Annotated in this window: 32 protein-coding genes, 2 tRNA genes and 3 rRNA genes; all 37 read right to left on the bottom strand. The window is 49.2% G+C overall.

Annotation, left to right across the window (positions count from 1 at the left end; translation table 11 throughout):
• Positions 1 to 29: 29 nt before the first annotated feature.
• Positions 30 to 145 (bottom strand): 5S ribosomal RNA (gene rrf, locus NNL38_RS01455).
• A gap of 127 nt (positions 146 to 272) precedes the next feature.
• Positions 273 to 3167 (bottom strand): 23S ribosomal RNA (locus NNL38_RS01450).
• Positions 3168 to 3469: 302 nt separating this feature from the next.
• Positions 3470 to 3545, bottom strand: a tRNA-Ala gene (locus NNL38_RS01445).
• A gap of 40 nt (positions 3546 to 3585) precedes the next feature.
• Positions 3586 to 3662 (bottom strand) — tRNA-Ile (locus NNL38_RS01440).
• A gap of 74 nt (positions 3663 to 3736) precedes the next feature.
• Positions 3737 to 5288: ribosomal RNA gene (locus NNL38_RS01435) — 16S ribosomal RNA — on the bottom strand.
• Together the 16S, 23S and 5S rRNA genes with 2 tRNA genes alongside form the textbook arrangement of a ribosomal RNA operon.
• Before the next feature lie 665 nt (positions 5289 to 5953).
• The gene (rplQ, locus tag NNL38_RS01430; protein WP_007468807.1) at positions 5954 to 6340 is read right to left on the bottom strand and encodes a 50S ribosomal protein L17; all 387 of its coding nucleotides are present in this window, start codon (positions 6338 to 6340) and stop codon (positions 5954 to 5956) included.
• Positions 6341 to 6373: 33 nt separating this feature from the next.
• Complete coding sequence (locus NNL38_RS01425; protein WP_255389268.1) at positions 6374 to 7363, bottom strand: DNA-directed RNA polymerase subunit alpha; 990 nt, start codon at positions 7361 to 7363, stop codon at positions 6374 to 6376.
• 23 nt (positions 7364 to 7386) lie between these two features.
• Entirely contained in the window at positions 7387 to 8007 is a 621-nt protein-coding gene (gene rpsD, locus NNL38_RS01420; RefSeq protein WP_255389267.1) for a 30S ribosomal protein S4, read from the bottom strand.
• Positions 8008 to 8039: 32 nt separating this feature from the next.
• Positions 8040 to 8429: a 30S ribosomal protein S11 gene (rpsK, locus tag NNL38_RS01415; RefSeq protein WP_005370963.1), complete on the bottom strand. Its 390-nt coding sequence runs from the start codon at positions 8427 to 8429 to the stop codon at positions 8040 to 8042.
• Between the two features lie 19 nt (positions 8430 to 8448).
• Positions 8449 to 8805 carry a 30S ribosomal protein S13 gene (gene rpsM, locus NNL38_RS01410; RefSeq protein WP_255389266.1) on the bottom strand — a complete coding sequence of 119 codons (357 nt, stop codon included), beginning with the start codon at positions 8803 to 8805 and terminating at the stop codon, positions 8449 to 8451.
• A 145-nt stretch (positions 8806 to 8950) separates the two neighbouring features.
• Positions 8951 to 9064, bottom strand: a complete 114-nt coding sequence (gene rpmJ, locus NNL38_RS01405) for a 50S ribosomal protein L36 (RefSeq protein WP_000868186.1) — start codon at positions 9062 to 9064, stop codon at positions 8951 to 8953.
• 29 nt (positions 9065 to 9093) lie between these two features.
• Positions 9094 to 10419: a preprotein translocase subunit SecY gene (gene secY, locus NNL38_RS01400; RefSeq protein ID WP_255389265.1), complete on the bottom strand. Its 1326-nt coding sequence runs from the start codon at positions 10417 to 10419 to the stop codon at positions 9094 to 9096.
• Positions 10420 to 10441: 22 nt separating this feature from the next.
• Positions 10442 to 10876, bottom strand: coding sequence for a 50S ribosomal protein L15 (gene rplO, locus NNL38_RS01395; RefSeq protein ID WP_255389264.1), 435 nt, complete (start codon positions 10874 to 10876; stop codon positions 10442 to 10444).
• A gap of 5 nt (positions 10877 to 10881) precedes the next feature.
• Entirely contained in the window at positions 10882 to 11061 is a 180-nt protein-coding gene (gene rpmD / locus NNL38_RS01390) for a 50S ribosomal protein L30 (protein ID WP_007469101.1), read from the bottom strand.
• Positions 11062 to 11066: 5 nt separating this feature from the next.
• Positions 11067 to 11564 (bottom strand): 30S ribosomal protein S5, encoded by a 498-nt coding sequence (gene rpsE, locus NNL38_RS01385; protein ID WP_255389263.1) that lies wholly within the window; start codon positions 11562 to 11564, stop codon positions 11067 to 11069.
• A gap of 12 nt (positions 11565 to 11576) precedes the next feature.
• Positions 11577 to 11930 (bottom strand): 50S ribosomal protein L18, encoded by a 354-nt coding sequence (gene rplR, locus NNL38_RS01380; protein WP_255389262.1) that lies wholly within the window; start codon positions 11928 to 11930, stop codon positions 11577 to 11579.
• 9 nt (positions 11931 to 11939) lie between these two features.
• On the bottom strand, positions 11940 to 12473 hold the full coding sequence (gene rplF / locus NNL38_RS01375) for a 50S ribosomal protein L6 (protein WP_255389261.1): 534 nt from the start codon (positions 12471 to 12473) through the stop codon (positions 11940 to 11942).
• A 10-nt stretch (positions 12474 to 12483) separates the two neighbouring features.
• On the bottom strand, positions 12484 to 12876 hold the full coding sequence (rpsH, locus tag NNL38_RS01370) for a 30S ribosomal protein S8 (RefSeq protein ID WP_255389260.1): 393 nt from the start codon (positions 12874 to 12876) through the stop codon (positions 12484 to 12486).
• Positions 12877 to 12912: 36 nt separating this feature from the next.
• Positions 12913 to 13218 carry a 30S ribosomal protein S14 gene (rpsN, locus tag NNL38_RS01365; protein ID WP_255389259.1) on the bottom strand — a complete coding sequence of 102 codons (306 nt, stop codon included), beginning with the start codon at positions 13216 to 13218 and terminating at the stop codon, positions 12913 to 12915.
• Between the two features lie 15 nt (positions 13219 to 13233).
• Entirely contained in the window at positions 13234 to 13773 is a 540-nt protein-coding gene (gene rplE / locus NNL38_RS01360; RefSeq protein WP_255389258.1) for a 50S ribosomal protein L5, read from the bottom strand.
• 17 nt (positions 13774 to 13790) lie between these two features.
• Complete coding sequence (gene rplX, locus NNL38_RS01355; RefSeq protein ID WP_255389257.1) at positions 13791 to 14102, bottom strand: 50S ribosomal protein L24; 312 nt, start codon at positions 14100 to 14102, stop codon at positions 13791 to 13793.
• A 12-nt stretch (positions 14103 to 14114) separates the two neighbouring features.
• Entirely contained in the window at positions 14115 to 14486 is a 372-nt protein-coding gene (rplN, locus tag NNL38_RS01350; protein ID WP_255389256.1) for a 50S ribosomal protein L14, read from the bottom strand.
• A 162-nt stretch (positions 14487 to 14648) separates the two neighbouring features.
• Entirely contained in the window at positions 14649 to 14903 is a 255-nt protein-coding gene (gene rpsQ, locus NNL38_RS01345) for a 30S ribosomal protein S17 (protein WP_255389255.1), read from the bottom strand.
• On the bottom strand, positions 14903 to 15094 hold the full coding sequence (gene rpmC, locus NNL38_RS01340) for a 50S ribosomal protein L29 (protein WP_255389254.1): 192 nt from the start codon (positions 15092 to 15094) through the stop codon (positions 14903 to 14905). The genes rpsQ and rpmC overlap by 1 nt, the downstream gene beginning before the upstream one ends.
• Positions 15094 to 15504: a 50S ribosomal protein L16 gene (gene rplP, locus NNL38_RS01335; protein WP_255389253.1), complete on the bottom strand. Its 411-nt coding sequence runs from the start codon at positions 15502 to 15504 to the stop codon at positions 15094 to 15096. Before rplP ends, rpmC begins: the two co-directional genes overlap by 1 nt.
• 11 nt (positions 15505 to 15515) lie before the next feature.
• Positions 15516 to 16205 (bottom strand): 30S ribosomal protein S3, encoded by a 690-nt coding sequence (rpsC, locus tag NNL38_RS01330; RefSeq protein ID WP_255389252.1) that lies wholly within the window; start codon positions 16203 to 16205, stop codon positions 15516 to 15518.
• Positions 16206 to 16224: 19 nt separating this feature from the next.
• On the bottom strand, positions 16225 to 16557 hold the full coding sequence (rplV, locus tag NNL38_RS01325) for a 50S ribosomal protein L22 (RefSeq protein ID WP_255389251.1): 333 nt from the start codon (positions 16555 to 16557) through the stop codon (positions 16225 to 16227).
• 14 nt (positions 16558 to 16571) lie between these two features.
• The gene (rpsS, locus tag NNL38_RS01320; RefSeq protein ID WP_007469141.1) at positions 16572 to 16850 is read right to left on the bottom strand and encodes a 30S ribosomal protein S19; all 279 of its coding nucleotides are present in this window, start codon (positions 16848 to 16850) and stop codon (positions 16572 to 16574) included.
• A 20-nt stretch (positions 16851 to 16870) separates the two neighbouring features.
• Positions 16871 to 17695, bottom strand: a complete 825-nt coding sequence (gene rplB, locus NNL38_RS01315; protein WP_255389250.1) for a 50S ribosomal protein L2 — start codon at positions 17693 to 17695, stop codon at positions 16871 to 16873.
• Between the two features lie 18 nt (positions 17696 to 17713).
• Entirely contained in the window at positions 17714 to 18016 is a 303-nt protein-coding gene (gene rplW, locus NNL38_RS01310) for a 50S ribosomal protein L23 (RefSeq protein ID WP_255389249.1), read from the bottom strand.
• Complete coding sequence (gene rplD, locus NNL38_RS01305) at positions 18013 to 18615, bottom strand: 50S ribosomal protein L4 (RefSeq protein ID WP_255389248.1); 603 nt, start codon at positions 18613 to 18615, stop codon at positions 18013 to 18015. Before rplD ends, rplW begins: the two co-directional genes overlap by 4 nt.
• Positions 18616 to 18631: 16 nt before the next feature.
• Positions 18632 to 19261, bottom strand: coding sequence for a 50S ribosomal protein L3 (gene rplC / locus NNL38_RS01300; RefSeq protein WP_255389247.1), 630 nt, complete (start codon positions 19259 to 19261; stop codon positions 18632 to 18634).
• A 15-nt stretch (positions 19262 to 19276) separates the two neighbouring features.
• Complete coding sequence (gene rpsJ / locus NNL38_RS01295; protein ID WP_002541412.1) at positions 19277 to 19588, bottom strand: 30S ribosomal protein S10; 312 nt, start codon at positions 19586 to 19588, stop codon at positions 19277 to 19279.
• Positions 19589 to 20093: 505 nt separating this feature from the next.
• The gene (locus NNL38_RS01290) at positions 20094 to 20282 is read right to left on the bottom strand and encodes a (2Fe-2S)-binding protein (RefSeq protein ID WP_255390529.1); all 189 of its coding nucleotides are present in this window, start codon (positions 20280 to 20282) and stop codon (positions 20094 to 20096) included.
• A gap of 246 nt (positions 20283 to 20528) precedes the next feature.
• Complete coding sequence (gene tuf, locus NNL38_RS01285) at positions 20529 to 21713, bottom strand: elongation factor Tu (RefSeq protein ID WP_255389246.1); 1185 nt, start codon at positions 21711 to 21713, stop codon at positions 20529 to 20531.
• Positions 21714 to 21813: 100 nt separating this feature from the next.
• A complete protein-coding gene (fusA, locus tag NNL38_RS01280) occupies positions 21814 to 23910 on the bottom strand; it encodes an elongation factor G (protein ID WP_255389245.1) in 2097 nt (698 codons plus the stop codon).
• A 90-nt stretch (positions 23911 to 24000) separates the two neighbouring features.
• On the bottom strand, positions 24001 to 24471 hold the full coding sequence (gene rpsG / locus NNL38_RS01275) for a 30S ribosomal protein S7 (RefSeq protein WP_255389244.1): 471 nt from the start codon (positions 24469 to 24471) through the stop codon (positions 24001 to 24003).
• Positions 24472 to 24521 lie beyond the last annotated feature (50 nt).

Below are 24521 nucleotides of genomic sequence, written 5' to 3'. Positions count from 1 at the left end.
GCAGGCAATAACCAAGATAGGCAAATCAAGCCTGGCGATGTCCTACTCTCACATGGGGAGGCCCCACACTACCATCGGCGCTGTTACGTTTCACTGCTGAGTTCGGCATGGGATCAGGTGGGTCCATAACGCTATGGTCGCCAAGCAAATTCTGTTTATCTTGCGCCTTCGGCGGAAGATACAATCTCGGAAAATCTGACCAGTATTCTCAAACACGTCATTCAAGTGCTTGCGGAGTCCGTACTTCGTAAACAAAACCCCTTGGGTGTTGTATGGTTAAGCCGCACGGGCAATTAGTACAGGTTAGCTCAACGCCTCACAGCGCTTACACACCCTGCCTATCAACGTCGTAGTCTACGACAACCCTTCAGAAGGCTTAAAGCCTTAGGGATGACTCATCTTGAGGCTCGCTTCCCGCTTAGATGCTTTCAGCGGTTATCGATTCCGAACTTAGCTACCGGGCAATGCGTCTGGCGACACAACCCGAACACCAGCGGTTCGTCCACTCCGGTCCTCTCGTACTAGGAGCAGCCCCTCTCAATCATCCAACGCCCACGGCAGATAGGGACCGAACTGTCTCACGACGTTCTAAACCCAGCTCGCGTACCACTTTAAATGGCGAACAGCCATACCCTTGGGACCGACTTCAGCCCCAGGATGTGATGAGCCGACATCGAGGTGCCAAACACCGCCGTCGATATGAACTCTTGGGCGGTATCAGCCTGTTATCCCCGGAGTACCTTTTATCCGTTGAGCGATGGCCCTTCCATTCAGAACCACCGGATCACTATGACCTGCTTTCGCACCTGCTCGAACCGTCATTCTCGCAGTCAAGCGGGCTTATGCCATTGCACTAACCTCACGATGTCCGACCGTGATTAGCCCACCTTCGTGCTCCTCCGTTACGCTTTGGGAGGAGACCGCCCCAGTCAAACTACCCACCAGGCACTGTCCGCAACCCCGATAAGGGGCCGACGTTAGAACATCAACACTACAAGGGTGGTATTTCAAGGACGGCTCCACAGATACTGGCGTACCTGCTTCGAAGCCTCCCACCTATCCTACACATGTAGGGTCAATGTTCAGTGCCAAGCTGTAGTAAAGGTTCACGGGGTCTTTCCGTCTAGCCGCGGGTACACAGCATCTTCACTGCGATTTCAATTTCACTGAGTCTCGGGTGGAGACAGCGTGGCCATCATTACGCCATTCGTGCAGGTCGGAACTTACCCGACAAGGAATTTCGCTACCTTAGGACCGTTATAGTTACGGCCGCCGTTTACCGGGGCTTCGATCAAGAGCTTCTCCGAAGATAACCCCATCAATTAACCTTCCGGCACCGGGCAGGCGTCACACCGTATACGTCATCTTTCGATTTTGCACAGTGCTGTGTTTTTAATAAACAGTTGCAGCCACCTGGTATCTGCGACTGCCAGCAGCGCCAAGAGCAAGTCTCTTTACCGCCGGCAGCGTACCTTCTCCCGAAGTTACGGTACCATTTTGCCTAGTTCCTTCACCCGAGTTCTCTCAAGCGCCTTGGTATTCTCTACCCGACCACCTGTGTCGGTTTGGGGTACGATTCCTTGCTATCTGAAGCTTAGAGGCTTTTCCCGGAAGCATGGCATCAATGACTTCACCGCCGTAGCGGCTCGACATCAGGTCTCAGCCTCTTTGTAAAAGGCGTCTCGGATTTGCCTAAGATCACCAGCCTACACCCTTGAACCTGGACAACCGTCGCCAGGCCCACCTAGCCTTCTCCGTCCCCCCATCGCAATAGCAAGAAGTACGGGAATATTAACCCGTTTCCCATCGACTACGCCTTTCGGCCTCGCCTTAGGGGTCGACTCACCCTGCCCCGATTAACGTTGGACAGGAACCCTTGGTCTTCCGGCGAGGAGGTTTTTCACCCCCTTTATCGTTACTCATGTCAGCATTCGCACTTCTGATACCTCCAGCATGCCTTACAGCACACCTTCAACGGCTTACAGAACGCTCCCCTACCCAATACATAAAATGCATTGCCGCAGCTTCGGTGTATCGCTTAGCCCCGTTAAATCTTCCGCGCAGGCCGACTCGACCAGTGAGCTATTACGCTTTCTTTAAATGATGGCTGCTTCTAAGCCAACATCCTGGCTGTCTGAGCCTTCCCACATCGTTTCCCACTTAGCGATAACTTTGGGACCTTAGCTGGCGGTCTGGGTTGTTTCCCTCTCCACGACGGACGTTAGCACCCGCCGTGTGTCTCCCGGATAGTACTTACTGGTATTCGGAGTTTGCAAAGGGTTGGTAAGTCGGGATGACCCCCTAGCCTTAACAGTGCTCTACCCCCAGTAGTATTCGTCCGAGGCGCTACCTAAATAGCTTTCGGGGAGAACCAGCTATCTCCAGGTTTGATTGGCCTTTCACCCCTAGCCACAAGTCATCCGCTAATTTTTCAACATTAGTCGGTTCGGTCCTCCAGTGCGTGTTACCGCACCTTCAACCTGCCCATGGCTAGATCACCTGGTTTCGGGTCTAATCCCAGCAACTGCACGCCCAGTTAAGACTCGGTTTCCCTACGGCTCCCCTATACGGTTAACCTTGCTACTGAAATTAAGTCGCTGACCCATTATACAAAAGGTACGCAGTCACACCCGAGGGTGCTCCTACTGCTTGTACGTACACGGTTTCAGGTTCTGTTTCACTCCCCTCACAGGGGTTCTTTTCGCCTTTCCCTCACGGTACTGGTTCACTATCGGTCAGTCAGGAGTATTTAGCCTTGGAGGATGGTCCCCCCATCTTCAGACAAGATAACACGTGTCCCGTCCTACTCGTTTTCACTGATAAGGTGTTGTCGGTTACGGGGCTATCACCCTGTATCGCGGCACTTTCCAGAGCCTTCACCTGACACCAAACCAACTTAAGGGCTAATCCGGTTTCGCTCGCCGCTACTGCCGGAATCTCGGTTGATTTCTCTTCCTCGGGGTACTTAGATGTTTCAGTTCCCCCGGTTCGCCTCATTAAGCTATGAATTCACTTAATGATAACTGCTGCTGCAGCTGGGTTTCCCCATTCGGAAATCGTAGACTCAAGTGGCTCTTACTGCCTCATCTACGCTTATCGCAAGTTAGTACGTCCTTCATCGCCTCTGACTGCCCAGGCATCCACCGTGTACGCTTAGTCACTTAACCATACAACCCCAAGGGGTCTGTATCGCAAACGACCAAGGTTTCCATCAATGACTTGACGGATTAGTTTGTTTTGCCGGACTCTTTGTCTGTCTTCACTTTGAAAAGTGAAAGCAAACATACACAAGACACTTGAATGTGTGTTGCTTGAGAACTCGTTCCATCTTTCGATGAAACTTTAGTATTGAATGTCAAACATTCAATTTACTAGTCAGCTTTCCAGATTGTTAAAGAGCATGTGTTTCGTTATCTCCGCAGAGATACAAACCACTGTTTAAAGATTCTCAGGGAAAACCCTTAAAGAGTGGTGGAGCTAAGCAGGATCGAACTGCTGACCTCCTGCGTGCAAAGCAGGCGCTCTCCCAGCTGAGCTATAGCCCCAACGTTTCCGATGCCTCACCAGCTTCCCTTGGGCAGGAAGTGGTGGGTCTGAGTGGACTTGAACCACCGACCTCACCCTTATCAGGGGTGCGCTCTAACCACCTGAGCTACAGACCCAGCATCGTTTCGCTCTTTTACATTTTAACCAGGCAATCTGTGTGGACACTGCATCAAACAATGCGTCATATCGTTAAGGAGGTGATCCAGCCCCAGGTTCCCCTAGGGCTACCTTGTTACGACTTCACCCCAGTCATGAACCACACCGTGGTAAACGCCCTCCCGAAGGTTAAGCTATCTACTTCTGGTGCAGCCCACTCCCATGGTGTGACGGGCGGTGTGTACAAGGCCCGGGAACGTATTCACCGTGGCATTCTGATCCACGATTACTAGCGATTCCGACTTCATGGAGTCGAGTTGCAGACTCCAATCCGGACTACGACGCACTTTTTGGGATTCGCTCACTATCGCTAGCTCGCCGCCCTCTGTATGCGCCATTGTAGCACGTGTGTAGCCCTACTCGTAAGGGCCATGATGACTTGACGTCGTCCCCACCTTCCTCCGGTTTATCACCGGCAGTCTCCCTGGAGTTCCCACCCGAAGTGCTGGCAAACAAGGATAAGGGTTGCGCTCGTTGCGGGACTTAACCCAACATTTCACAACACGAGCTGACGACAGCCATGCAGCACCTGTCTCAGAGTTCCCGAAGGCACCAAAGCATCTCTGCTAAGTTCTCTGGATGTCAAGAGTAGGTAAGGTTCTTCGCGTTGCATCGAATTAAACCACATGCTCCACCGCTTGTGCGGGCCCCCGTCAATTCATTTGAGTTTTAATCTTGCGACCGTACTCCCCAGGCGGTCTACTTAACGCGTTAGCTCCGAAAGCCAGAATTCAAGACCCCAGCCTCCAAGTAGACATCGTTTACGGCGTGGACTACCAGGGTATCTAATCCTGTTTGCTCCCCACGCTTTCGCATCTGAGCGTCAGTCTTTGTCCAGGGGGCCGCCTTCGCCACCGGTATTCCTTCAGATCTCTACGCATTTCACCGCTACACCTGAAATTCTACCCCCCTCTACAAGACTCTAGCCTGCCAGTTCCAAATGCGATTCCGAGGTTGAGCCCCGGGCTTTCACATCTGGCTTAACAAGCCGCCTGCATGCGCTTTACGCCCAGTAATTCCGATTAACGCTCGCACCCTCCGTATTACCGCGGCTGCTGGCACGGAGTTAGCCGGTGCTTCTTCTGTCGCTAACGTCAAACAACCAGGCTATTAACCTGGCCGCCTTCCTCACGACTGAAAGTGCTTTACAACCCGAAGGCCTTCTTCACACACGCGGCATGGCTGCATCAGGGTTTCCCCCATTGTGCAATATTCCCCACTGCTGCCTCCCGTAGGAGTCTGGACCGTGTCTCAGTTCCAGTGTGGCTGATCATCCTCTCAGACCAGCTAGAGATCGTCGCCTTGGTGAGCCGTTACCTCACCAACCAGCTAATCTCACCTGGGCTAATCCTGACGCGAGAGGCCCGAAGGTCCCCCTCTTTGCTCCGAAGAGATTATGCGGTATTAGCCATCGTTTCCAATGGTTATCCCCCACATCAGGGCATATTCCCAGGCATTACTCACCCGTCCGCCGCTCGCCGCCCTTAACGTTCCCCGAAGGTTCAGTTAAGTCGCTGCCGCTCGACTTGCATGTGTTAGGCCTGCCGCCAGCGTTCAATCTGAGCCATGATCAAACTCTTCAATTAAAGTTTTGTTGTTTCCGAAGAAACGGCTCAGTGATTACTGATAAATTGACTGTGCCGATACCTAAGTATCGATTTGGTCACTCAGTTCACTGATAAATCTTTTGACTATCATTCCACGAGTGCCCACACAGATTGCATGGTCAAATTGTTAAAGAACAAACCTTTCAACAAGTTAAATACAGACAACTGAAATATTCTTGTTGAACAGGGCAGCCATTCTAGCGAATCAATCTCTTGTGTCAAACACTTTTTGAAATTAATTCTTGCTGCCTTACCGAAGGAATCGACTTGCTGTTTTGCCTGCCTTCTCCGTCTCAGTGAGGCGGCATTATAGAGAAGCTCACCTTATTGGCAAGCCTAAATTTCAAAAAAAACCACAGCCGATGAAAAAGCAACCAAAATCGAACTAAGATGCTAGAATTAACACCTCCCCCCTGGCTTTAATCTCTATTTCCGGTAAATCGATAGACTTAAAGAACCTTCTCTACCACTGAAAATAGGAAGATAGATAAAAAAGAGAAGTTCAGAGCGAAGAGATAAAATAATAAAGAGGACATTCAGGATAGAAATAAGCGGCGGTAAAACCTGAAAACACTGATGCAGAATTTCAGGTATAAAAAAAGCCGAGTCAGTGACTCGGCCTCTTTCATTTAACGCGCTAGTGCTTATTCAGCAGCAGCTTCTTCCTGAGCTTCAGGACGGTCTACTAGCTCGATATAAGCCATAGGGGCTTTATCGCCAGCACGGAAACCGCATTTCATGATGCGAGTGTAACCGCCTGGACGCTGAGCGAAACGTGGACCTAATTCGTTAAACAGTTTCGCAACAACTTCGTTATCACGAGTACGTGCGAATGCCAGACGACGGTTAGCAACACTGTCAGTCTTAGCTAGGGTAATCAATGGCTCAATTACGCGACGCAGCTCTTTTGCCTTAGGCAGGGTAGTCTTGATAAGTTCGTGACGTACCAGAGAGCCAGCCATGTTGCTGAACATCGCTTTGCGATGGCTGCTGTTGCGGTTGAGTTGACGACCACTCTTACGATGGCGCATGACCTAATCCTTCTAACTAGATATCAGTAACTATTAATCTTCAGCGATTGATGCCGGCGGCCAGTTTTCCAGGCGCATGCCCAGAGACAGACCACGTGACGCCAGCACGTCTTTAATTTCAGTTAAAGACTTCTTACCCAGGTTAGGCGTTTTCAGTAGCTCAACCTCGGTACGCTGAACAAGATCACCGATGTAGTGGATCGCTTCTGCTTTCAGACAGTTAGCAGAGCGAACAGTTAGTTCAAGATCGTCTACAGGACGCAGTAGGATCGGATCGAACTCCGGCTTCTCTTCTTTCTCTTCAGGAACTCGTACATCACGCAGATCTACGAATGCATCCAGCTGCTCAGCAAGAATTGTTGCTGCGCGACGGATCGCTTCCTCAGGATCAAGAGTACCGTTAGTCTCCATATCGATAATCAGCTTGTCCAGGTCTGTACGTTGTTCAACACGTGCAGCCTCAACAGCATAAGCGATACGGTCAACTGGGCTGAAAGTTGCATCAACTAGCAGACGACCAATTGGGCGCTCATCTTCTTCAGAATGAATACGAGCAGACGCTGGTACATAGCCACGACCACGCTCTACCTTGATGCGCATGCTGATGTCAGCATTGTCATCAGTTAGGTGGCAGATTACGTGTTCTGGGTTCGCAATCTCAACATCACCGTCGTGGGTGATGTCACCTGCAACAACAGGGCCTGCACCAGACTTGTTCAGAGTAAGGATAACTTCGTCTTTACCCTCAACCTTAACGGCCAGGCCTTTAAGGTTAAGAAGGATCTCAAGAACATCTTCCTGTACTCCTTCTTTGGTGCTGTACTCGTGTAACACACCGTCGATTTCTACTTCAGTGACGGCACAGCCTGGCATTGAAGATAGTAGAATGCGACGTAGAGCATTACCTAGGGTGTGACCGAAACCACGCTCTAGCGGCTCAAGAGTTACTTTTGCATGCGTCGTGTTAACTTGTTCAATATCAACAAGACGCGGCTTAAGAAATTCTGTTACAGAACCCTGCATTGTGTCCTCTCTTAACTATAGCCTTACTTAGAGTAAAGCTCGACGATCAGGTGTTCGTTGATGTCGGCAGACAAATCAGAACGTTCTGGAAGACGCTTGAACGTACCTTCCATCTTGCTGTTGTCTACTTCGACCCAAGTCGGTAGTTCACGCTGAGTAGCAACTTCTAGAGCTGCTTTGATGCGTGCTTGGTTCTTAGCTTTCTCACGAACGCTAACAACGTCGTTAGCCGCTACCTTGAAAGAAGGAACGTTTACGACTTGACCGTTAACTAGGATCGCTTTGTGGCTTACCAGCTGACGTGCTTCGGCACGAGTTGAGCCGAAGCCCATGCGGTAAACGACGTTATCCAGACGACCTTCCAGAAGCTGAAGCAGGTTTTCACCTGTGTTGCCCTTGATACGAGCAGCTTCTTTGTAGTAGTTACGGAATTGTTTTTCCAGAACGCCGTAAGTACGACGAACTTTTTGCTTCTCACGAAGCTGAACGCCATAGTCAGATAGACGACCGCGACGAGCGCCGTGTACACCTGGTGCGTTATCAATTTTACACTTGGTATCAATCGCGCGGACACCAGACTTAAGGAACAAGTCTGTACCTTCACGACGGCTAAGCTTCAGCTTAGGACCCAAATATCTTGCCATGTTCTTTCTCCAGTTTTCCTAGAAACGAAACGTTATACGCGACGTTTCTTAGGTGGACGACAACCGTTATGAGGGATCGGAGTCGCATCAACAATGTTAGTGATACGGAAACCCGCAGCATTCAGAGCGCGGATAGTGGACTCACGACCAGGACCTGGGCCCTTAACCATAACTTCCAGGTTCTTAACGCCATATTCTTTGGCCATTTCACCACAACGCTCAGCAGCAACCTGTGCAGCGAACGGCGTAGATTTACGAGAACCACGGAAACCAGAACCACCGGCAGTCGCCCAAGACAGAGCGTTACCCTGACGGTCAGTGATGGTTACGATTGTGTTGTTGAAAGAAGCATGAATGTGCGCAACGCCATCAGCAACTTGCTTACGTACGCGCTTACGAGCGCGAGTTGGTTGTTTTGCCATTGTACTCTACCTTATCCGATTATTTTTTGATCGGCTTGCGCGGACCCTTACGGGTACGTGCGTTGGTTTTAGTACGCTGTCCACGTAGTGGTAGACTGCGACGATGACGAAGACCACGGAAACAGCCAAGGTCCATCAGACGCTTGATGTTCATAGATACTTCACGACGTAGATCACCTTCTACAGTGTACTTGGCTACACCATCACGCAGTAGATCGATCTGCTCTTCAGTCAGTTCACTGATCTTAACATTTTCAGCAATACCCGCTTCAGCTAGGATAGCTTTTGAGCGAGTTTTACCAATGCCGTAGATCGCAGTAAGAGCGATTACAGAATGTTTCTGATCAGGAATGTTAATGCCTGCAATACGGGCCACTATTCACTCCTAGTACTTTTCAAGAATAACCGCTGCAAAGCCCGTTTAGGATACGCAGCGGTGGAACAATTCTTTTGCACACACAAAAGATTGGTTGGCTAATTTAGCCAACCCACCTTCAATTTGCAAGAAATATTTCTGCTAATTAGCCTTGGCGCTGTTTGTGCTTTGGCTCACTGCAAATTACGCGCACAACACCGTTGCGCTTGATAACTTTACAGTTACGGCAGATTTTCTTAACGGAAGCACGAACTTTCATTGCTAAACTCCGTAAATGGATAACTAGTCTTATCGGCCGTGGCCTTTAAGGTTAGCCTTTTTCAAAACAGACTCATATTGTTGAGACATCAGATGTGTCTGAACTTGAGCCATGAAGTCCATAATAACTACAACTACAATCAGTAGTGATGTACCGCCAAAGTAGAAGCGGACATTCCATGCAATCATCATAAACTCGGGGATCAGACAGATAAAGGTAATGTACAGAGCGCCTGCCAAAGTCAGACGAGTCATCACTTTATCAATATACTTCGCGGTCTGTTCACCCGGGCGAATACCAGGTACGAACGCACCAGACTTCTTCAAGTTGTCCGCTGTCTCGCGTGGATTAAACACCAACGCGGTATAGAAGAAACAGAAGAAAATAATCGCAGCAGCATACAGCATCACATATAGTGGTTGACCAGGGCTGAGCGCCAGTGAGATATCGCTGAGCCAACCCAAGTTCTCATTCTGACCGAACCACTGAGCCAGTGTCCCCGGAAACAGAATAATACTGGATGCAAAAATCGCTGGAATTACCCCTGCCATGTTGATTTTCAACGGCAGGTGAGTGCTTTGCGCAGCAAAAACACGACGGCCCTGCTGACGCTTGGCGTAGTTGACGACGATACGACGCTGACCACGCTCCATGAACACTACAAAATAAATTACAGCGAAAGAGATAACTGCAATTAATAGTAGAAGAAGTACGTGCAATTCACCTTGACGTGCTTGCTCTACGGTCTGTCCAATAGCTGGCGGCAAACCTGCAACGATACCAGTAAAGATAATTACTGAAATACCGTTACCAATGCCACGCTCGGTAATTTGCTCACCCAACCACATCAGGAACATGGTACCGGTAACCAAACTTACTACCGCGACAAAGTAAAATCCGAGGCCCGGGTTAATGACCAGGCCAGGGATCATACTTGGTAACCCCGTTGCAATACCAATTGCTTGGAAGGTTGCCAAAACAAGCGTGCCGTAACGAGTGTACTGGCTGATCTTACGACGGCCAGACTCCCCTTCCTTTTTCAACTCGGCCAGAGCCGGATGAACAACCGTCAGCAACTGGACAATGATCGATGCCGAAATATACGGCATGATCCCCAGCGCCAAGATGGAAGCACGCTCAAGTGCACCACCAGAGAACATGTTAAACAGTTCAATGACGGTGCCCTTTTGCTGTTCGAACAGATCGGCAAGTACAGCAGCGTCAATACCAGGAATAGGCACAAAAGAGCCTGCTCGGAAAATTAAGATCGCACCTAATACAAAGAGTAGGCGTGTCTTAAGCTCTGCTAGGCCGCCTTGGGCACTACGAAAATCTTGTCCTGGTTGTTTAGCCATCTGTACCTCATCCTCGAGTTAATTATTCCTCGATTTTACCGCCTGCAGCTTCGATCGCAGCTTTAGCGCCTTTAGTCACGCGTAGGCCTTTCACTGTTACTGGACGAGCGATTTCACCCGAAAGTACAACTTTCGCGAACTCAATGTTCTTAGTGATTACATTCGCAGCCTTCAGTGTTTCCAGGCTTACTACGTCACCTTCAACTTTCGCCAGCTCTGCTAGACGAACTTCAGCTGTTACCAGGCTCTTGCGAGAAGTAAAACCGAATTTTGGTAGACGCTGTTTCAAAGGCATTTGACCGCCTTCGAAGCCTGGACGTACAGAACCACCTGAACGTGATTTCTGACCTTTGTGACCACGGCCACAAGTTTTGCCCAGACCTGAACCGATACCACGGCCTACGCGCTTCTGAGAAGGCTTAGAACCCGCAGCCGGAGATAGAGTATTCAAACGCATTCTGATTACTCCTCAACTTTAACCATGTAGATAACCTTGTTGATCATACCGCGTACGCACGGTGTATCTTCAAGTTCTACAGTGTGGTTGATGCGACGTAGACCCAGGCCACGCAAAGTAGCTTTGTGCTTTGGCAGACGGCCGATTGAGCTCTTGGTCTGCGTTACTTTAATAGTCTTAGCCATGTCGATTACTCCAGAATTTCTTTAACAGAAAGACCACGCTTCGCGGCGATCTTTTCTGGAGAGTTCATGCCACTCAAACCATCAATAGTCGCGCGAACGATGTTGATAGGGTTTGTAGAGCCGTATGCTTTCGCCAGTACGTTGTGAACGCCAGCAACTTCCAGTACTGCACGCATTGCACCACCGGCGATGATACCAGTACCTTCTGATGCAGGCTGCATGTACACTTTAGAACCAGTGTGGCGGCCTTTAACAGCGTGGTGCAGAGTACCGTCGTTCAGGGCAACATTCACCATGTTGCGGCGAGCTTTTTCCATCGCTTTCTGGATCGCAGCAGGAACTTCACGTGCCTTGCCGTAACCGAAACCAACGCGACCGTTACCGTCACCAACAACTGTTAGTGCAGTAAAGCTGAAAATACGACCACCTTTAACCGTCTTAGATACACGGTTAACAGCGATCAGCTTTTCATGCAAATCTGATTGAGTTTTTTCGTTAGCCATCTTCCGCCTACCTTAGAATTTCAGACCAGCTTCACGAGCAGCTTCTGCTAGTGCAGCAACACGGCCGTGGTATTGGAAACCAGAACGATCGAATGCAACGTTAGAGATGCCTTTTTCAATCGCGCGCTCAGCAATAGCCTTACCTACAGCTGCAGCAGCGTCTTTGTTACCGGTGCTCTTAACCTGCTCACGGATCGCTTTTTCTACTGTAGAAGCGGCTGCGATAACCTCTGAACCATTCGGTGCGATTACCTGAGCGTACACGTGACGTGGAGTGCGGTGTACAACCAGGCGTGTTACGCCCAGTTCAGCAATCTTACGACGTGCACGGGTCGCACGACGGATACGAGATGCTTTCTTATCCATAGTGTTACCTTACTTCTTCTTAGCTTCTTTAGTACGCACAACTTCGTCGGCGTAACGAACACCTTTGCCTTTGTAAGGCTCAGGGCTACGGTAAGCGCGAATATCAGCAGCTACCTGGCCAATCAGCTGTTTATCAGTACCTGTCAGTACGATTTCAGTCTGAGATGGACATTCAGCTTTGATACCTGCTGGCAGTTCGTGCTCAACTGGGTGCGAGAAACCTAGAGTCAGGCCAACTGCGTTGCCTTTAATGGCAGCACGGTAACCTACACCCTTAAGAATCAGCTTTTTAGTAAAGCCTTCAGTAACACCAACAACCATGTTGTTAACCAGTGCACGAGCAGTACCTGCTTGTGCCCAAGCTTTTTCGAAACCTTCGCGAGGACCGAAAGTGATTGTGTTCTCTTCCTGGGAAAGAACAACTGCTTCGTTGATAGTGCGAGTTAGTTCGCCCTTACCACCTTTAACAGTGATTTCCTGACCGTTTAGTTTAACTTCTACGCCGGCAGGAATTACTACAGGTGCTTTTGCAACACGAGACATTTCCTACTCCTTAAGCTACGTAGCAGATAATCTCACCGCCAAGACCCGCTTTGCGAGCAGCGCGGTCAGTCATCAGACCTTTGGAAGTGGATACAACAGCAATACCCAGACCGCCCATCACTGAAGGCAGAGCATCTTTTTTCTTGTAGATGCGCAGACCTGGACGTGATACACGTTGGATTTGCTCAATAACTGGGTTCGCTTCGAAGTACTTAAGAGTCACTTCTAGCTCAGGCTTCACTTCACCAACGATGGTGTAGTCAGCCACATAACCTTCTTCTTTCAGCAGTTTAGCGATAGCAACTTTCAGCTTAGAAGATGGCATTTTAACAGCAACTTTTTTCGCTGCCTGACCGTTGCGAATGCGGGTCAGCATATCCGAAATCGGATCTTGCATGCTCATAAGTCAATTACTCCGTGATTCTAATTTGGTAACAAATTACCAGCTAGCTTTACGCAGACCCGGAATCTCGCCTTTCATGCAAGCTTCACGAACCTTGATACGGCATAGACCAAACTTACGTAGGTAGCCGTGTGGACGTCCAGTCTGGTTACAGCGGTTACGCTGACGAGACTTCGCAGAATCACGTGGTAGTGACTGAAGTTTAAGCACTGCATTCCAGCGGTCTTCTTCAGACGCGTTCACGTCGTTGATTAGAGCTTTCAGCGCAGCACGCTTTTCCGCGTACTTTGCTACTAGCTTGGCGCGTTTTACTTCGCGCGCCTTCATGGATTCTTTAGCCATTAGTAACCCTTACTTTTACTTACGGAATGGGAAGTTAAAAGCAGATAGCAGAGCACGAGCTTCTTCGTCAGAGTTCGCAGAAGTCGTAATCGTGATGTCTAGACCACGGACACGATCAACTTTATCGTAATCGATCTCTGGGAAGATAATCTGCTCACGAACGCCCATGCTGTAGTTACCACGACCGTCGAATGATTTCGGGTTCAGACCACGGAAATCGCGGATACGCGGTACAGCAATTGAGATTAGACGCTCGAAAAAGTCCCACATACGTTCGCCACGTAGAGTTACTTTACAGCCAATAGGGTAGCCCTCACGGATCTTGAAGCCAGCAACAGACTTACGTGCTTTAGTGATCAGCGGCTTCTGACCTGCAATTGCAGTCATGTCAGCAGCTGCGTTCTCTAGCAGTTTTTTGTCGTTGATCGCGTCGCCCACACCCATGTTCAGTGTGATTTTTTCGATCCTTGGGACTTGCATGATGCTCTTGTATTCGAACTTGTCAGCAAGCTCTTTTACAATAGTCTCTTTGTAGTAATCATGCAGTTTCGCCATAGTGTACTACTCCAGAATTACTTGATAGTTTCGCCAGTCGATTTGAAGAAACGAACTTTTTTGCCGTCTTCGAATCGGAAGCCTACACGGTCCGCTTTACCTTCACCGTTTACGATTGCAACGTTAGAAGCGTCAATTGCTGCTTCTTTTTCAACGATGCCACCTTGGATGCCCATAGCCGGAACAGGCTTCTGGTGCTTCTTCACAAGGTTGATACCTTCAACGATGATTTTACCGGTTGCTAGAACCTTAGATACTTTACCTTTCTTACCTTTATCTTTACCAGTAAGAACGATAACTTCGTCGTTACGACGGATTTTAGCTGCCATTTGAATTACTCCTTACAGTACTTCTGGCGCTAGTGAAACGATCTTCATGAACTTATCGTTACGAAGCTCACGAGTCACAGGGCCGAAAATACGAGTACCGATTGGTTGCTCACTGTTGTCATTCAACAATACGCAAGCATTACGGTCAAAACGAATGACAGAGCCGTCTGGACGACGTACGCCTTTACGAGTGCGCACAACCACCGCTTTCAGTACATCACCCTTTTTAACTTTACCGCGTGGAATTGCTTCCTTAACAGTAACTTTGATGATGTCACCGATATGTGCATAGCGACGGTGTGAACCACCCAGAACCTTAATACACATTACGCTACGAGCGCCGGAGTTATCGGCTGCTTCTAGCATACTTTGCATTTGGATCATGTTAGTGCTCCGCTAATTTTAAACATCTAGACCCATCTCGGGTCGCTTTGCCTTTTCTACAAAGGCGGCGAATGATAACACTCTTTTCGCCCGATGGGTAGACAAAAAATAAACGGCCCCAAAATTTTCGGGGCCGCTCAGTTAGGTTGTTGTCAAGTTCGCTTAGATGCGAGCTTTCTCAACGACGCGTACCAGAGTCCAAGACTTTGTCTTAGACAGTGGACGGCACTCGCGAATTTCAACAGTATCGCCTTGGCCACACTCGTTGTTTTCGTCATGTGCGTGAAGTTTAGTCGTGCGAGTGATGTACTTCCCGTAGATTGGGTGTTTCACTTTACGCTCGATTGCAACAACAATAGACTTGTCGCCTTTGTTGCTAACTACACGACCTTGCTGAGTACGAATTTTCTCGCTCATTATGCTTCAGCCTTCTCATTAAGAACGGTTTTAACACGTGCGATATCGCGACGTACAGCTTTCAGAGTGTGAGTCTGCTGTAGTTGACCAGTCGCAGCCTGCATGCGCAGGTTGAACTGCTCGCGCAGAAGGCCCACAAGCTCAGCATTCAGTTCTTCAACGCTTTTAGCGCGCAGATCTTGTGCTTTCATCACATCACCGCCTTAGTTACGAATGTAGTCTTGATAGGTAGCTTACGAGAAGCCAGCTCGAATGCTTCGCGAGCTAGTTCTTCTGAAACACCATCCATCTCATACAGAACTTTACCAGGTTGGATCTGGGCTACCCAGTACTCAACGTTACCCTTACCTTTACCTTGACGAACTTCAAGAGGCTTAGAGGTAATTGGTTTGTCTGGGAAGATACGAATCCAGATTTGACCTTGACGTTTAATGTGACGAGTCATAGCACGACGAGCCGCTTCGATTTGGCGTGCAGTGATACGACCACGGCCAACAGCTTTCAGACCAAATGTGCCGAAGCTTACGTCAGTACCGTTCGCTAGACCGCGGTTACGACCCTTATGAGTCTTGCGGAATTTAGTGCGTTTAGGTTGCAGCATCGATAAACTCCTTATTTACGGCCTTTGCGCTGCTTCTTAGGCTTGTCAGCCTTTGGCTCAGCAACTGGCATGCCGCCCAGAACTTCACCTTTGAAGATCCAAACTTTAACACCAATGACACCGTACTGGGTGTGAGCCGAAGAAGTTGCGTAATCAATGTCAGCACGAAGAGTGTGTAGAGGTACACGACCTTCACGGTACCACTCAGAACGTGCGATTTCAGCACCGCCAAGACGGCCGCTTACTTCTACTTTGATACCTTTCGCGCCAAGACGCATAGCGTTTTGAACCGCACGCTTCATCGCGCGACGGAACATAACACGACGCTCCAGCTGAGACGAAATGCTGTCTGCAACCAGTTGACCGTCTAGCTCAGGCTTACGTACTTCAGCGATGTTGATCTGAGCTGGAACACCAGCGATCTTAGCAACGCGAGCGCGTAGTTTTTCTACGTCTTCACCTTTCTTACCGATAACAACGCCTGGACGAGCCGTGTGAATAGTTACACGGATGCTCTTAGCAGGACGCTCGATAACGATGCGTGACAGAGACGCTTTAGATAGTTCCTTAGTCAGGAACTGACGTACCTTGAAGTCGCCGTCTAGGTTGTCAGCGAACTCTTGGCTGTTAGCAAACCAAGTGGTATTCCATGGCTTAACGATGCCAAGACGAATACCATTAGGATGTACTTTTTGACCCATTGCTTTCTCTCCTAGTCTCTTAGCGGTCTGCTACAACAACAGTGATGTGGCTAGAACGCTTCAAGATGCGATCGGCACGGCCTTTAGCACGAGGCATAATACGCTTCATGGTAGGACCTTCGTCAACGAAGATTTTCGCAACATTCAGATCATCGATGTCTGCGCCTTCGTTGTGTTCTGCGTTAGCGATAGCAGATTCCAGAACCTTCTTGATCAGGTCAGCAGCTTTTTTGTTGCTGAACTGCAGAATTTCTAGAGCTTGAGCAACTGGCTTGCCGCGCAGTTGATCTGCAACCAAACGTGCTTTCTGCGGTGAGATGCGAGCAAAGCGATGTTTAGCGATAGCTTCCATTACCTATACTCCTCTTAGCGCTTCTTAGCTTTCTTATCCGCAGCGTGGCCGCGGTAAGTGCGTGTTGGTGCAAATTCGCCAAGCTTGTGACCGATCATTTCTTCAGAAACGAAAACAGGAACGTGCTGACGACCATTATGGACAGCGATGGTCAAACCAATCATCTGAGGGATGATCATTGAGCGACGGGACCAAGTCTTAACAGGCTTCTTGTCACCGCTTTCCACCGCTTTCTCTACCTTCTTCAGCAAGTGCAGGTCAATAAAAGGACCTTTCTTGAGAGAACGTGGCATGGCTTATCCTCTGATATAAATTACTTGTTACGACGACGTACGATGTACTTGTCGGTACGCTTGTTCTTACGAGTCTTGTAACCCTTAGTCGGTACGCCCCATGGCGTCACTGGGTGACGACCACCAGAAGTACGACCTTCACCACCACCGTGTGGGTGGTCGACTGGGTTCATTACAACACCACGTACGGTTGGGCGAACACCGCGCCAACGTGAAGCACCGGCTTTACCCAGTTCACGCAGCATGTGCTCAGAGTTACCCACTTCACCAAGGGTCGCACGACCTTCGGCTAGAACTTTACGCATCTCACCAGAACGCAGACGCAGAGTCACGTAAGTGCCTGCACGCGCAACGATCTGAGCGTAAGCACCGGCTGAACGAGCCAGCTGTGCGCCTTTACCTGGCTTCAGTTCAACACAGTGTACGGTTGAACCTACTGGAATGTTGCGCATTGGTAGTGTGTTACCAACTTTGATCGCAGCATCTGCGCCAGACTGGATTGAATCACCAGCTTTCAGGCCTTTCGGTGCAATGATGTAGCGACGCTCACCGTCTGCGTACAGAACCAGAGCAATGTTTGCGCTACGGTTTGGATCGTATTCAAGACGCTCAACTTTCGCTGGGATACCATCTTTAGTACGTTTGAAATCGATGATACGGTAAGCATTTTTGTTACCACCACCGATGTGACGTACTGTGATACGACCGTTATTGTTACGACCACCAGTCTTAGATTTTTTCTCAAGCAGTGGTGCGTACGGCTTACCCTTATGCAGGTCAGAGTTAACCACTTTAACAACGTGGCGACGACCTGGGGAAGTCGGCTTACATTTTACAATAGCCATTCTTCTTTGCTCCTAGCCTTACTCTGCACTACCAGCGAAGTCGATGTCTTGACCTTCTTTCAAGATAACGTACGCTTTCTTCCAGTCGCTACGACGGCCTTCGCGCATACCTTGACGTTTGGTCTTACCCTTAGCAACAAGAGTATTTACAGACTTAACTTCAACCTCGAACAGTTTTTCAACTGCTGCTTTGATCTCTCTCTTCGTTGCGTCTTTCGCTACTTTGAAAACGATAGTGTTACCGTTCTCTGCAGCCATAGTCGCTTTTTCAGAGATGTGCGGAGCACGTAGAACTTTTAGAATACGCTCTTCAGTGATCATGCCAGCATCTCCTCAACTTGTTTAACTGCATCAGCAGTCATCACAACTTTATCGAAAGCGATCAGGCTAACTGGATCAATTGCCTTAGCATCACGTACGTCAACCTTGTACAGGTTGCGTGCAGCCAGGAACAGATTCTCATCTAGTTCGCCAGTTACGATCAGCGCATCAGTCAGCTCAAGCTCTTTCAGCTTGGCAACTAGTGCCTTAGTTTTTGGCGCTTCAACTGAGAAGTTGTCAACAACGATCAGACGCTCTTGACGAACCAGCTCAGACAGAATGCTCTGCATAGCACCACGGTACATTTTCTTGTTAACTTTCTGGCTGTGGTCCTGTGGACGAGCAGCGAAAGTTACACCACCGGTACGCCATAGTGGGCTACGGATTGTACCTGCACGAGCGCGGCCTGTACCTTTCTGGCGCCATGGCTTCGCGCCACCACCAGAAACGTCAGAACGAGTTTTCTGAGCACGAGTACCTTGACGAGCACCTGCTGCGTAAGCAACAACTACCTGATGTACAAGCGCTTCATTAAAATCACGCCCAAAAGTAGTTTCGGAGACAGTTAGCGCGTCAGCGCCTTTGACTACCAATTCCATTACTAACTCCTCGACGTTACGCTTTAACAGCTGGTTTAACGATCACGTTGCCACCTGTCGCACCTGGGACTGCACCTTTAATGAGCAGCAGGTTACGTTCAGCGTCAACACGTACGATCTCTAGGTTTTGAGTCGTTACACGCTCAGCACCCATGTGACCAGCCATTTTCTTGCCTTTAAATACGCGACCTGGAGTCTGACATTGACCGATAGAACCAGGAGCGCGGTGAGACAAGGAGTTACCGTGGGACATATCTTGAGTACGGAAGTTCCAGCGCTTCACAGCACCTTGGAAACCTTTACCCTTAGAAGTACCAGTAACGTCTACTTTTTTAACTTCGTTGAACAGCTCAACATTCAGCTCAGCGCCAACTGCGAACTCTTCATTGTTCTCTAGACGGAATTCCCAAAGACCGCGACCTGCTTCAACACCAGCTTTGGCAAAGTGGCCAGCTTCTGGCTTAGAAACACGGTTAGCTTTCTTAGTACCAGTAGTTACCTGGATTGCGTTGTAGCCGTCAGTTTCAACAGATTTAACCTGAGAAACACGGTTCGCTTCAACTTCAACCACAGTTACTGGGATAGAAACGCCATCTTCGGTAAATACGCGGGTCATGCCCACTTTACGACCGATTAGACCAATCATTCTCTTATCTCCCCATTAACCCAGGCTGATCTGAACGTCAACGCCAGCAGCTAGATCTAGACGCATAAGAGCATCAACAGTTTTATCTGTTGGCTCAACGATGTCGATAAGGCGCTTGTGAGTACGGATTTCGTACTGGTCACGCGCGTCTTTATTGACGTGTGGAGAAATAAGAACAGTGAAACGCTCTTTGCGAGTAGGCAGAGGGATTGGACCCTTCACCTGCGCACCAGTGCGCTTGGCTGTTTCAACGATTTCCGCAGTCGACTGATCGATCAGACGGTGATCGAACGCCTTTAGGCGGATACGAATACGTTGGTTCTGCATGAGACAGAGCTCCAAATAGAAAATTTACACAAACAATATCGCCACTCACGCTCGTCAGGACGAGGGAATGCCGATTGATTTATGTGAACGTAGTGTCCCGTTTGGACACATTGTCAGCCAATTTAATGACTGCGAACATAAGTCAGAGTATACATTATTAAGCTGTCTAACAGCTTCTTCCTCAACGCTTATTGGTTCACAACTGCAGTTACGAGACCTTAATATCTCAGGCAGTGGCGAGCATTATACAGATCACGTTTTTCAGTGCAACCCTTTGGGTGGAAAATAATCATCGAGGTGCGAGGTGCGAAAACAGTGAAAAGGCCGGCAAAGAAAACTGGGCTTACAGGGAGATGGTGTGGTCGGGGAAGGGTAAGCATCGTTGTTCAATTTGACATGAAAACCATCGTCCAGATCCAGAACCTTGGCGGATCCATTCACGTAAGCAGTCCGCTGATGCTGGCGGACAATCCGATGGTTCGAACCGGTACCAGGTGGTACGCGATTAGCTGGCTTTTTTGAACGTCGTTGCCACGGAGGCTTCGATCACTTCTTTCGCCGTCCGGATACATTTGCCACACTGAGAGCCCAGCGGAGTAATTTGGCGGATCCCGCGAACATCATAAATGCCGTGCTCCTGGCTCAGCTTCATGATTTTTTTATCCGTAATTCCATGACACAGGCAAACGTACATTTTTAATCCATCTTCGTTGGTGATTCCAGAAATATAAACAAGAATAGTTTTCATTACTACCCTTTTCTGTCTCGCTAGTTAGATGGTTTTGCTATTACCTTCGCGATATTATTCTAAATAATAATATACATACATTGATGTATAACTTTTTCTACCCCCGTATGCCTGCTGGTTATTTAAGTAGTTTTGCAGGATCAAAAAAGGGAGCCGAAGCTCCCCTTTTTATGTCGTCAAACAATCACGCAATTAAGCGAGGATGTTTGCAACAACACCAGCACCAACGGTACGGCCACCTTCACGGATTGCGAAGCGCAGACCTTCGTCCATTGCGATTGGAGCGATCAGCTCAACAACCATCTTGATGTTGTCGCCTGGCATTACCATCTCAACGCCTTCTGGCAGCTCGATAGTACCAGTCACGTCAGTTGTACGGAAGTAGAACTGTGGACGGTAGCCTTTGAAGAACGGCGTATGACGGCCACCTTCGTCTTTAGACAGCACGTATACTTCAGACTCGAACTTAGTGTGCGGAGTGATAGAACCTGGCTTCGCCAGAACTTGACCACGCTCAACTTCGTCACGCTTAGTACCACGCAGCAGAACACCAACGTTCTCACCGGCACGGCCTTCGTCCAGAAGCTTACGGAACATCTCAACGCCAGTACAAGTAGTCGTTGTTGTATCTTTCATACCAACGATTTCTACTTCGTCACCAACAGTGATAACACCTTGCTCAACACGACCAGTTACAACAGTACCACGGCCCTGGATTGAGAATACGTCTTCGATTGGCAGGATGAATGGCTTGTCGATCGCACGCTCTGGCTCTGGGATGTAAGAATCCAGTGCTTCAGCCAGCTCAACAATCTTGTCTTCCCACTCTTTCTCGCCGTTCAGAGCGCCCAGAGCAGAACCCATGATTACTGGGCAGTCGTCACCTGGGAAGTCGTACTCAGACAGAAGTTCACGAACTTCCATTTCAACCAGCTCTAGCAGCTCTTCATCATCAACCATGTCACACTTGTTCATGAATACGATGATGTAAGGGATACCAACCTGACGACCCAGCAGGATGTGCTCACGAGTCTGAGGCATAGGGCCATCAGTTGCAGCAACAACCAGGATACCACCGTCCATCTGCGCAGCACCGGTGATCATGTTTTTAACATAGTCGGCGTGTCCTGGGCAGTCTACGTGTGCGTAGTGACGAGCTGGCGTGTCGTACTCAACGTGAGAAGTCGCGATGGTGATACCACGCTCACGCTCTTCTGGCGCGTTATCGATAGAAGCGAAGTCTTTTGCTTCACCGCCGTAAACTTTTGCCAGAGTAGTACAGATAGCTGCAGTCAGAGTAGTTTTACCGTGGTCAACGTGGCCGATAGTACCAACGTTAACGTGCGGTTTCGTACGTTCAAATTTTTCTTTAGACACGATCGTGTTCCTTCCTAGTTAAGATACGCCCCCTACTAGGTCGGGGGCGCGTCCGAAGCCTGTATTCTATGCGCCAACGAAGCATGACGCAATATTCAAATTAAGTGCGCTCAGCAATAATTCGATCGGCAACATTCTTAGGAACTTCAGCATATTCGCTGAACTCCATCGAATAGGATGCACGACCCTGAGTTGCTGAACGTAGATCGGTTGCGTAACCGAACATCTCAGACAGAGGGACCTGAGAGCGGATGATTTTCAGACCCGCTGGGCCTTCATCCATCCCTTCGATCATGCCGCGGCGACGGTTCAGGTCACCCACAACATCACCCATCCAGTCTTCTGGTGTGGTTACTTCAACTTTCATCATTGGCTCAAGAATAACAGGGGTTGCTTCAAGCGCCCCTTTCTTGAAGGCCATTGAGCCCGCGATCTTAAACGCCATTTCGCTGGAGTCAACATCGTGGTAAGAGCCGTCAAACAGTGTCGCTTTCACGTCCAGTACCGGATAACCGGCCAGAACACCGTTATTCATCTGCTCTTCGATACCTTTGGCAACGGAGCTGATATATTCTTTCGGAACCACACCACCGACGACTTCATCAACAAAGACAAAGCCTTCACCTTGCTCTGACGGCTCAATTTTCAGCCAGACATGACCGTACTGGCCACGACCGCCGGACTGACGTACGAATTTGCCTTCAACTTCCGCCTTACCACGAATGGTTTCACGGTATGCAACCTGAGGTTTACCCACGTTACATTCAACGCTGAACTCACGCTTCATACGGTCTACGATGATGTCCAGGTGCAGCTCACCCATCCCAGAGATCAGTGTCTGACCGGTTTCATCATCCGTCTCAACGCGGAATGATGGATCTTCTGCCGCCAGTTTACCCAGCGCGATCCCCATCTTTTCCTGGTCCGCTTTCGACTTCGGCTCAACAGCAATCTGAATCACCGGCTCTGGGAATTCCATCCGCTCCAGAATCACTTTGTGATCCGGATTGCACAGGGTATCCCCGGTCGTTGCGTATTTCAGGCCGATTGCTGCTGCAATATCACCCGCACGGACTTCTTTGACTTCTTCACGCTTGTTCGAGTGCATCTGAACGATACGACCGAAACGCTCGCGCTTCTCTTTAACAGAGTTGTAGACGGTATCGCCGGAATTCACAACGCCCGAGTACACACGCATGAAGGTCAATGTCCCAACAAACGGGTCGGTTGCGATCTTAAACGCCAGCGCAGCAAATGGTTCATCATCGCTGGAGTGACGTTCAATCTCGTTTCCTTGTTCGTCCTCACCCCGGATCGATTTCACGTCCGTCGGTGAAGGCAGGAATTCAATCACGGCATCCAGTACCGCCTGAACCCCTTTGTTCTTAAATGCTGAACCACAGGTTGCCAGCACGATCTCGTTCGCCAGCGTACGCTGACGCAGACCGGCTTTGATCTCGGCTTCAGACAAGTCACCTTCTTCCAGGTACTTATCCATCAGCTCTTCAGAAGCTTCTGCCGCAGATTCAACTAGGTTCTGACGCCATTCTTCAGCAAGTTCGACCATATCTGCCGGAATGTCCTCATAGGTAAATGACATACCCTGATCGGCTTCATTCCAGTTGATGGCCTTCATCTTGATGAGATCAACAACACCTTTGAATTCGTCTTCAGCACCAATGTTCAACTGAATTGGAACTGGGGTCGCACCAAGACGGTTTTTGATCTGGTCAACCACCCGCAGGAAGTCAGCACCAGCACGGTCCATCTTGTTTACGAATACCATACGAGGAACATGGTATTTATCAGCCTGACGCCATACAGTCTCAGACTGAGGCTCTACACCGGAAGAACCACAGAACACGACCACAGCACCGTCAAGCACACGCAGGGAACGCTCTACTTCGATAGTGAAGTCAACGTGTCCTGGAGTATCGATGATATTGACGCGATGTTCAGGGAACTGCGCTTCCATACCACGCCAGAAGGTAGTCGTTGCAGCAGATGTGATGGTGATACCACGCTCCTGCTCCTGCTCCATCCAGTCCATGGTAGCTGCGCCGTCGTGAACTTCACCGATTTTGTGAGACAAGCCTGTATAAAACAGGATACGCTCGGTAGTTGTTGTTTTACCGGCGTCAACGTGAGCACAGATACCGATATTGCGGTAGCGCTCGATAGGCGTTTTACGAGCCACGGCTGTATCCTCTTACTAAGGGGGTCCTTAGAATATGGTGCAGGCGCAGCAAGCCAAGCTTGCTGCGCCCAATTGGTATTACCGGGGTGATTACCAGCGGTAATGTGCGAACGCTTTGTTCGCGTCTGCCATACGGTGAACGTCTTCACGTTTCTTAACAGCAGAACCTTTGTTGTCAGCGGCATCCAGCATTTCAGCAGCCAGACGCTGAGCCATAGATTTTTCACCACGCTTACGCGCAGCTTCAACCAACCAACGCATTGCCAGAGCATTACGACGTACTGGACGTACTTCTACTGGCACCTGGTAAGTTGAACCACCCACACGGCGAGATTTAACCTCTACCGCTGGACGAACGTTTTCAAGAGCTTTTTCAAAGATAGCCAGGTGTTCTTCACCAGAACGCTCAGCCATTGAATCCAGTGCAGTGTAAACAATTTTCTCTGCAGTAGATTTTTTACCGTCAACCATTAGGATGTTAACGAATTTTGCCAGCAGTTCAGATTTGAACTTTGGATCTGGAAGGATCTTACGCTGACCGATTACGCGACGACGTGGCATGGAAATTCTCCGTTGTCTTCTTCAGGTTATCCAAAACTTTTCAGTTTCTT

The sequence above is a fragment of the Photobacterium atrarenae genome, from assembly GCF_024380015.1.
In the GTDB taxonomy this organism is placed as follows: domain Bacteria; phylum Pseudomonadota; class Gammaproteobacteria; order Enterobacterales; family Vibrionaceae; genus Photobacterium; species Photobacterium atrarenae.
Note: the sequence above shows the minus strand (reverse complement) of the source record. Positions and strands in the feature narration are given on the sequence as shown.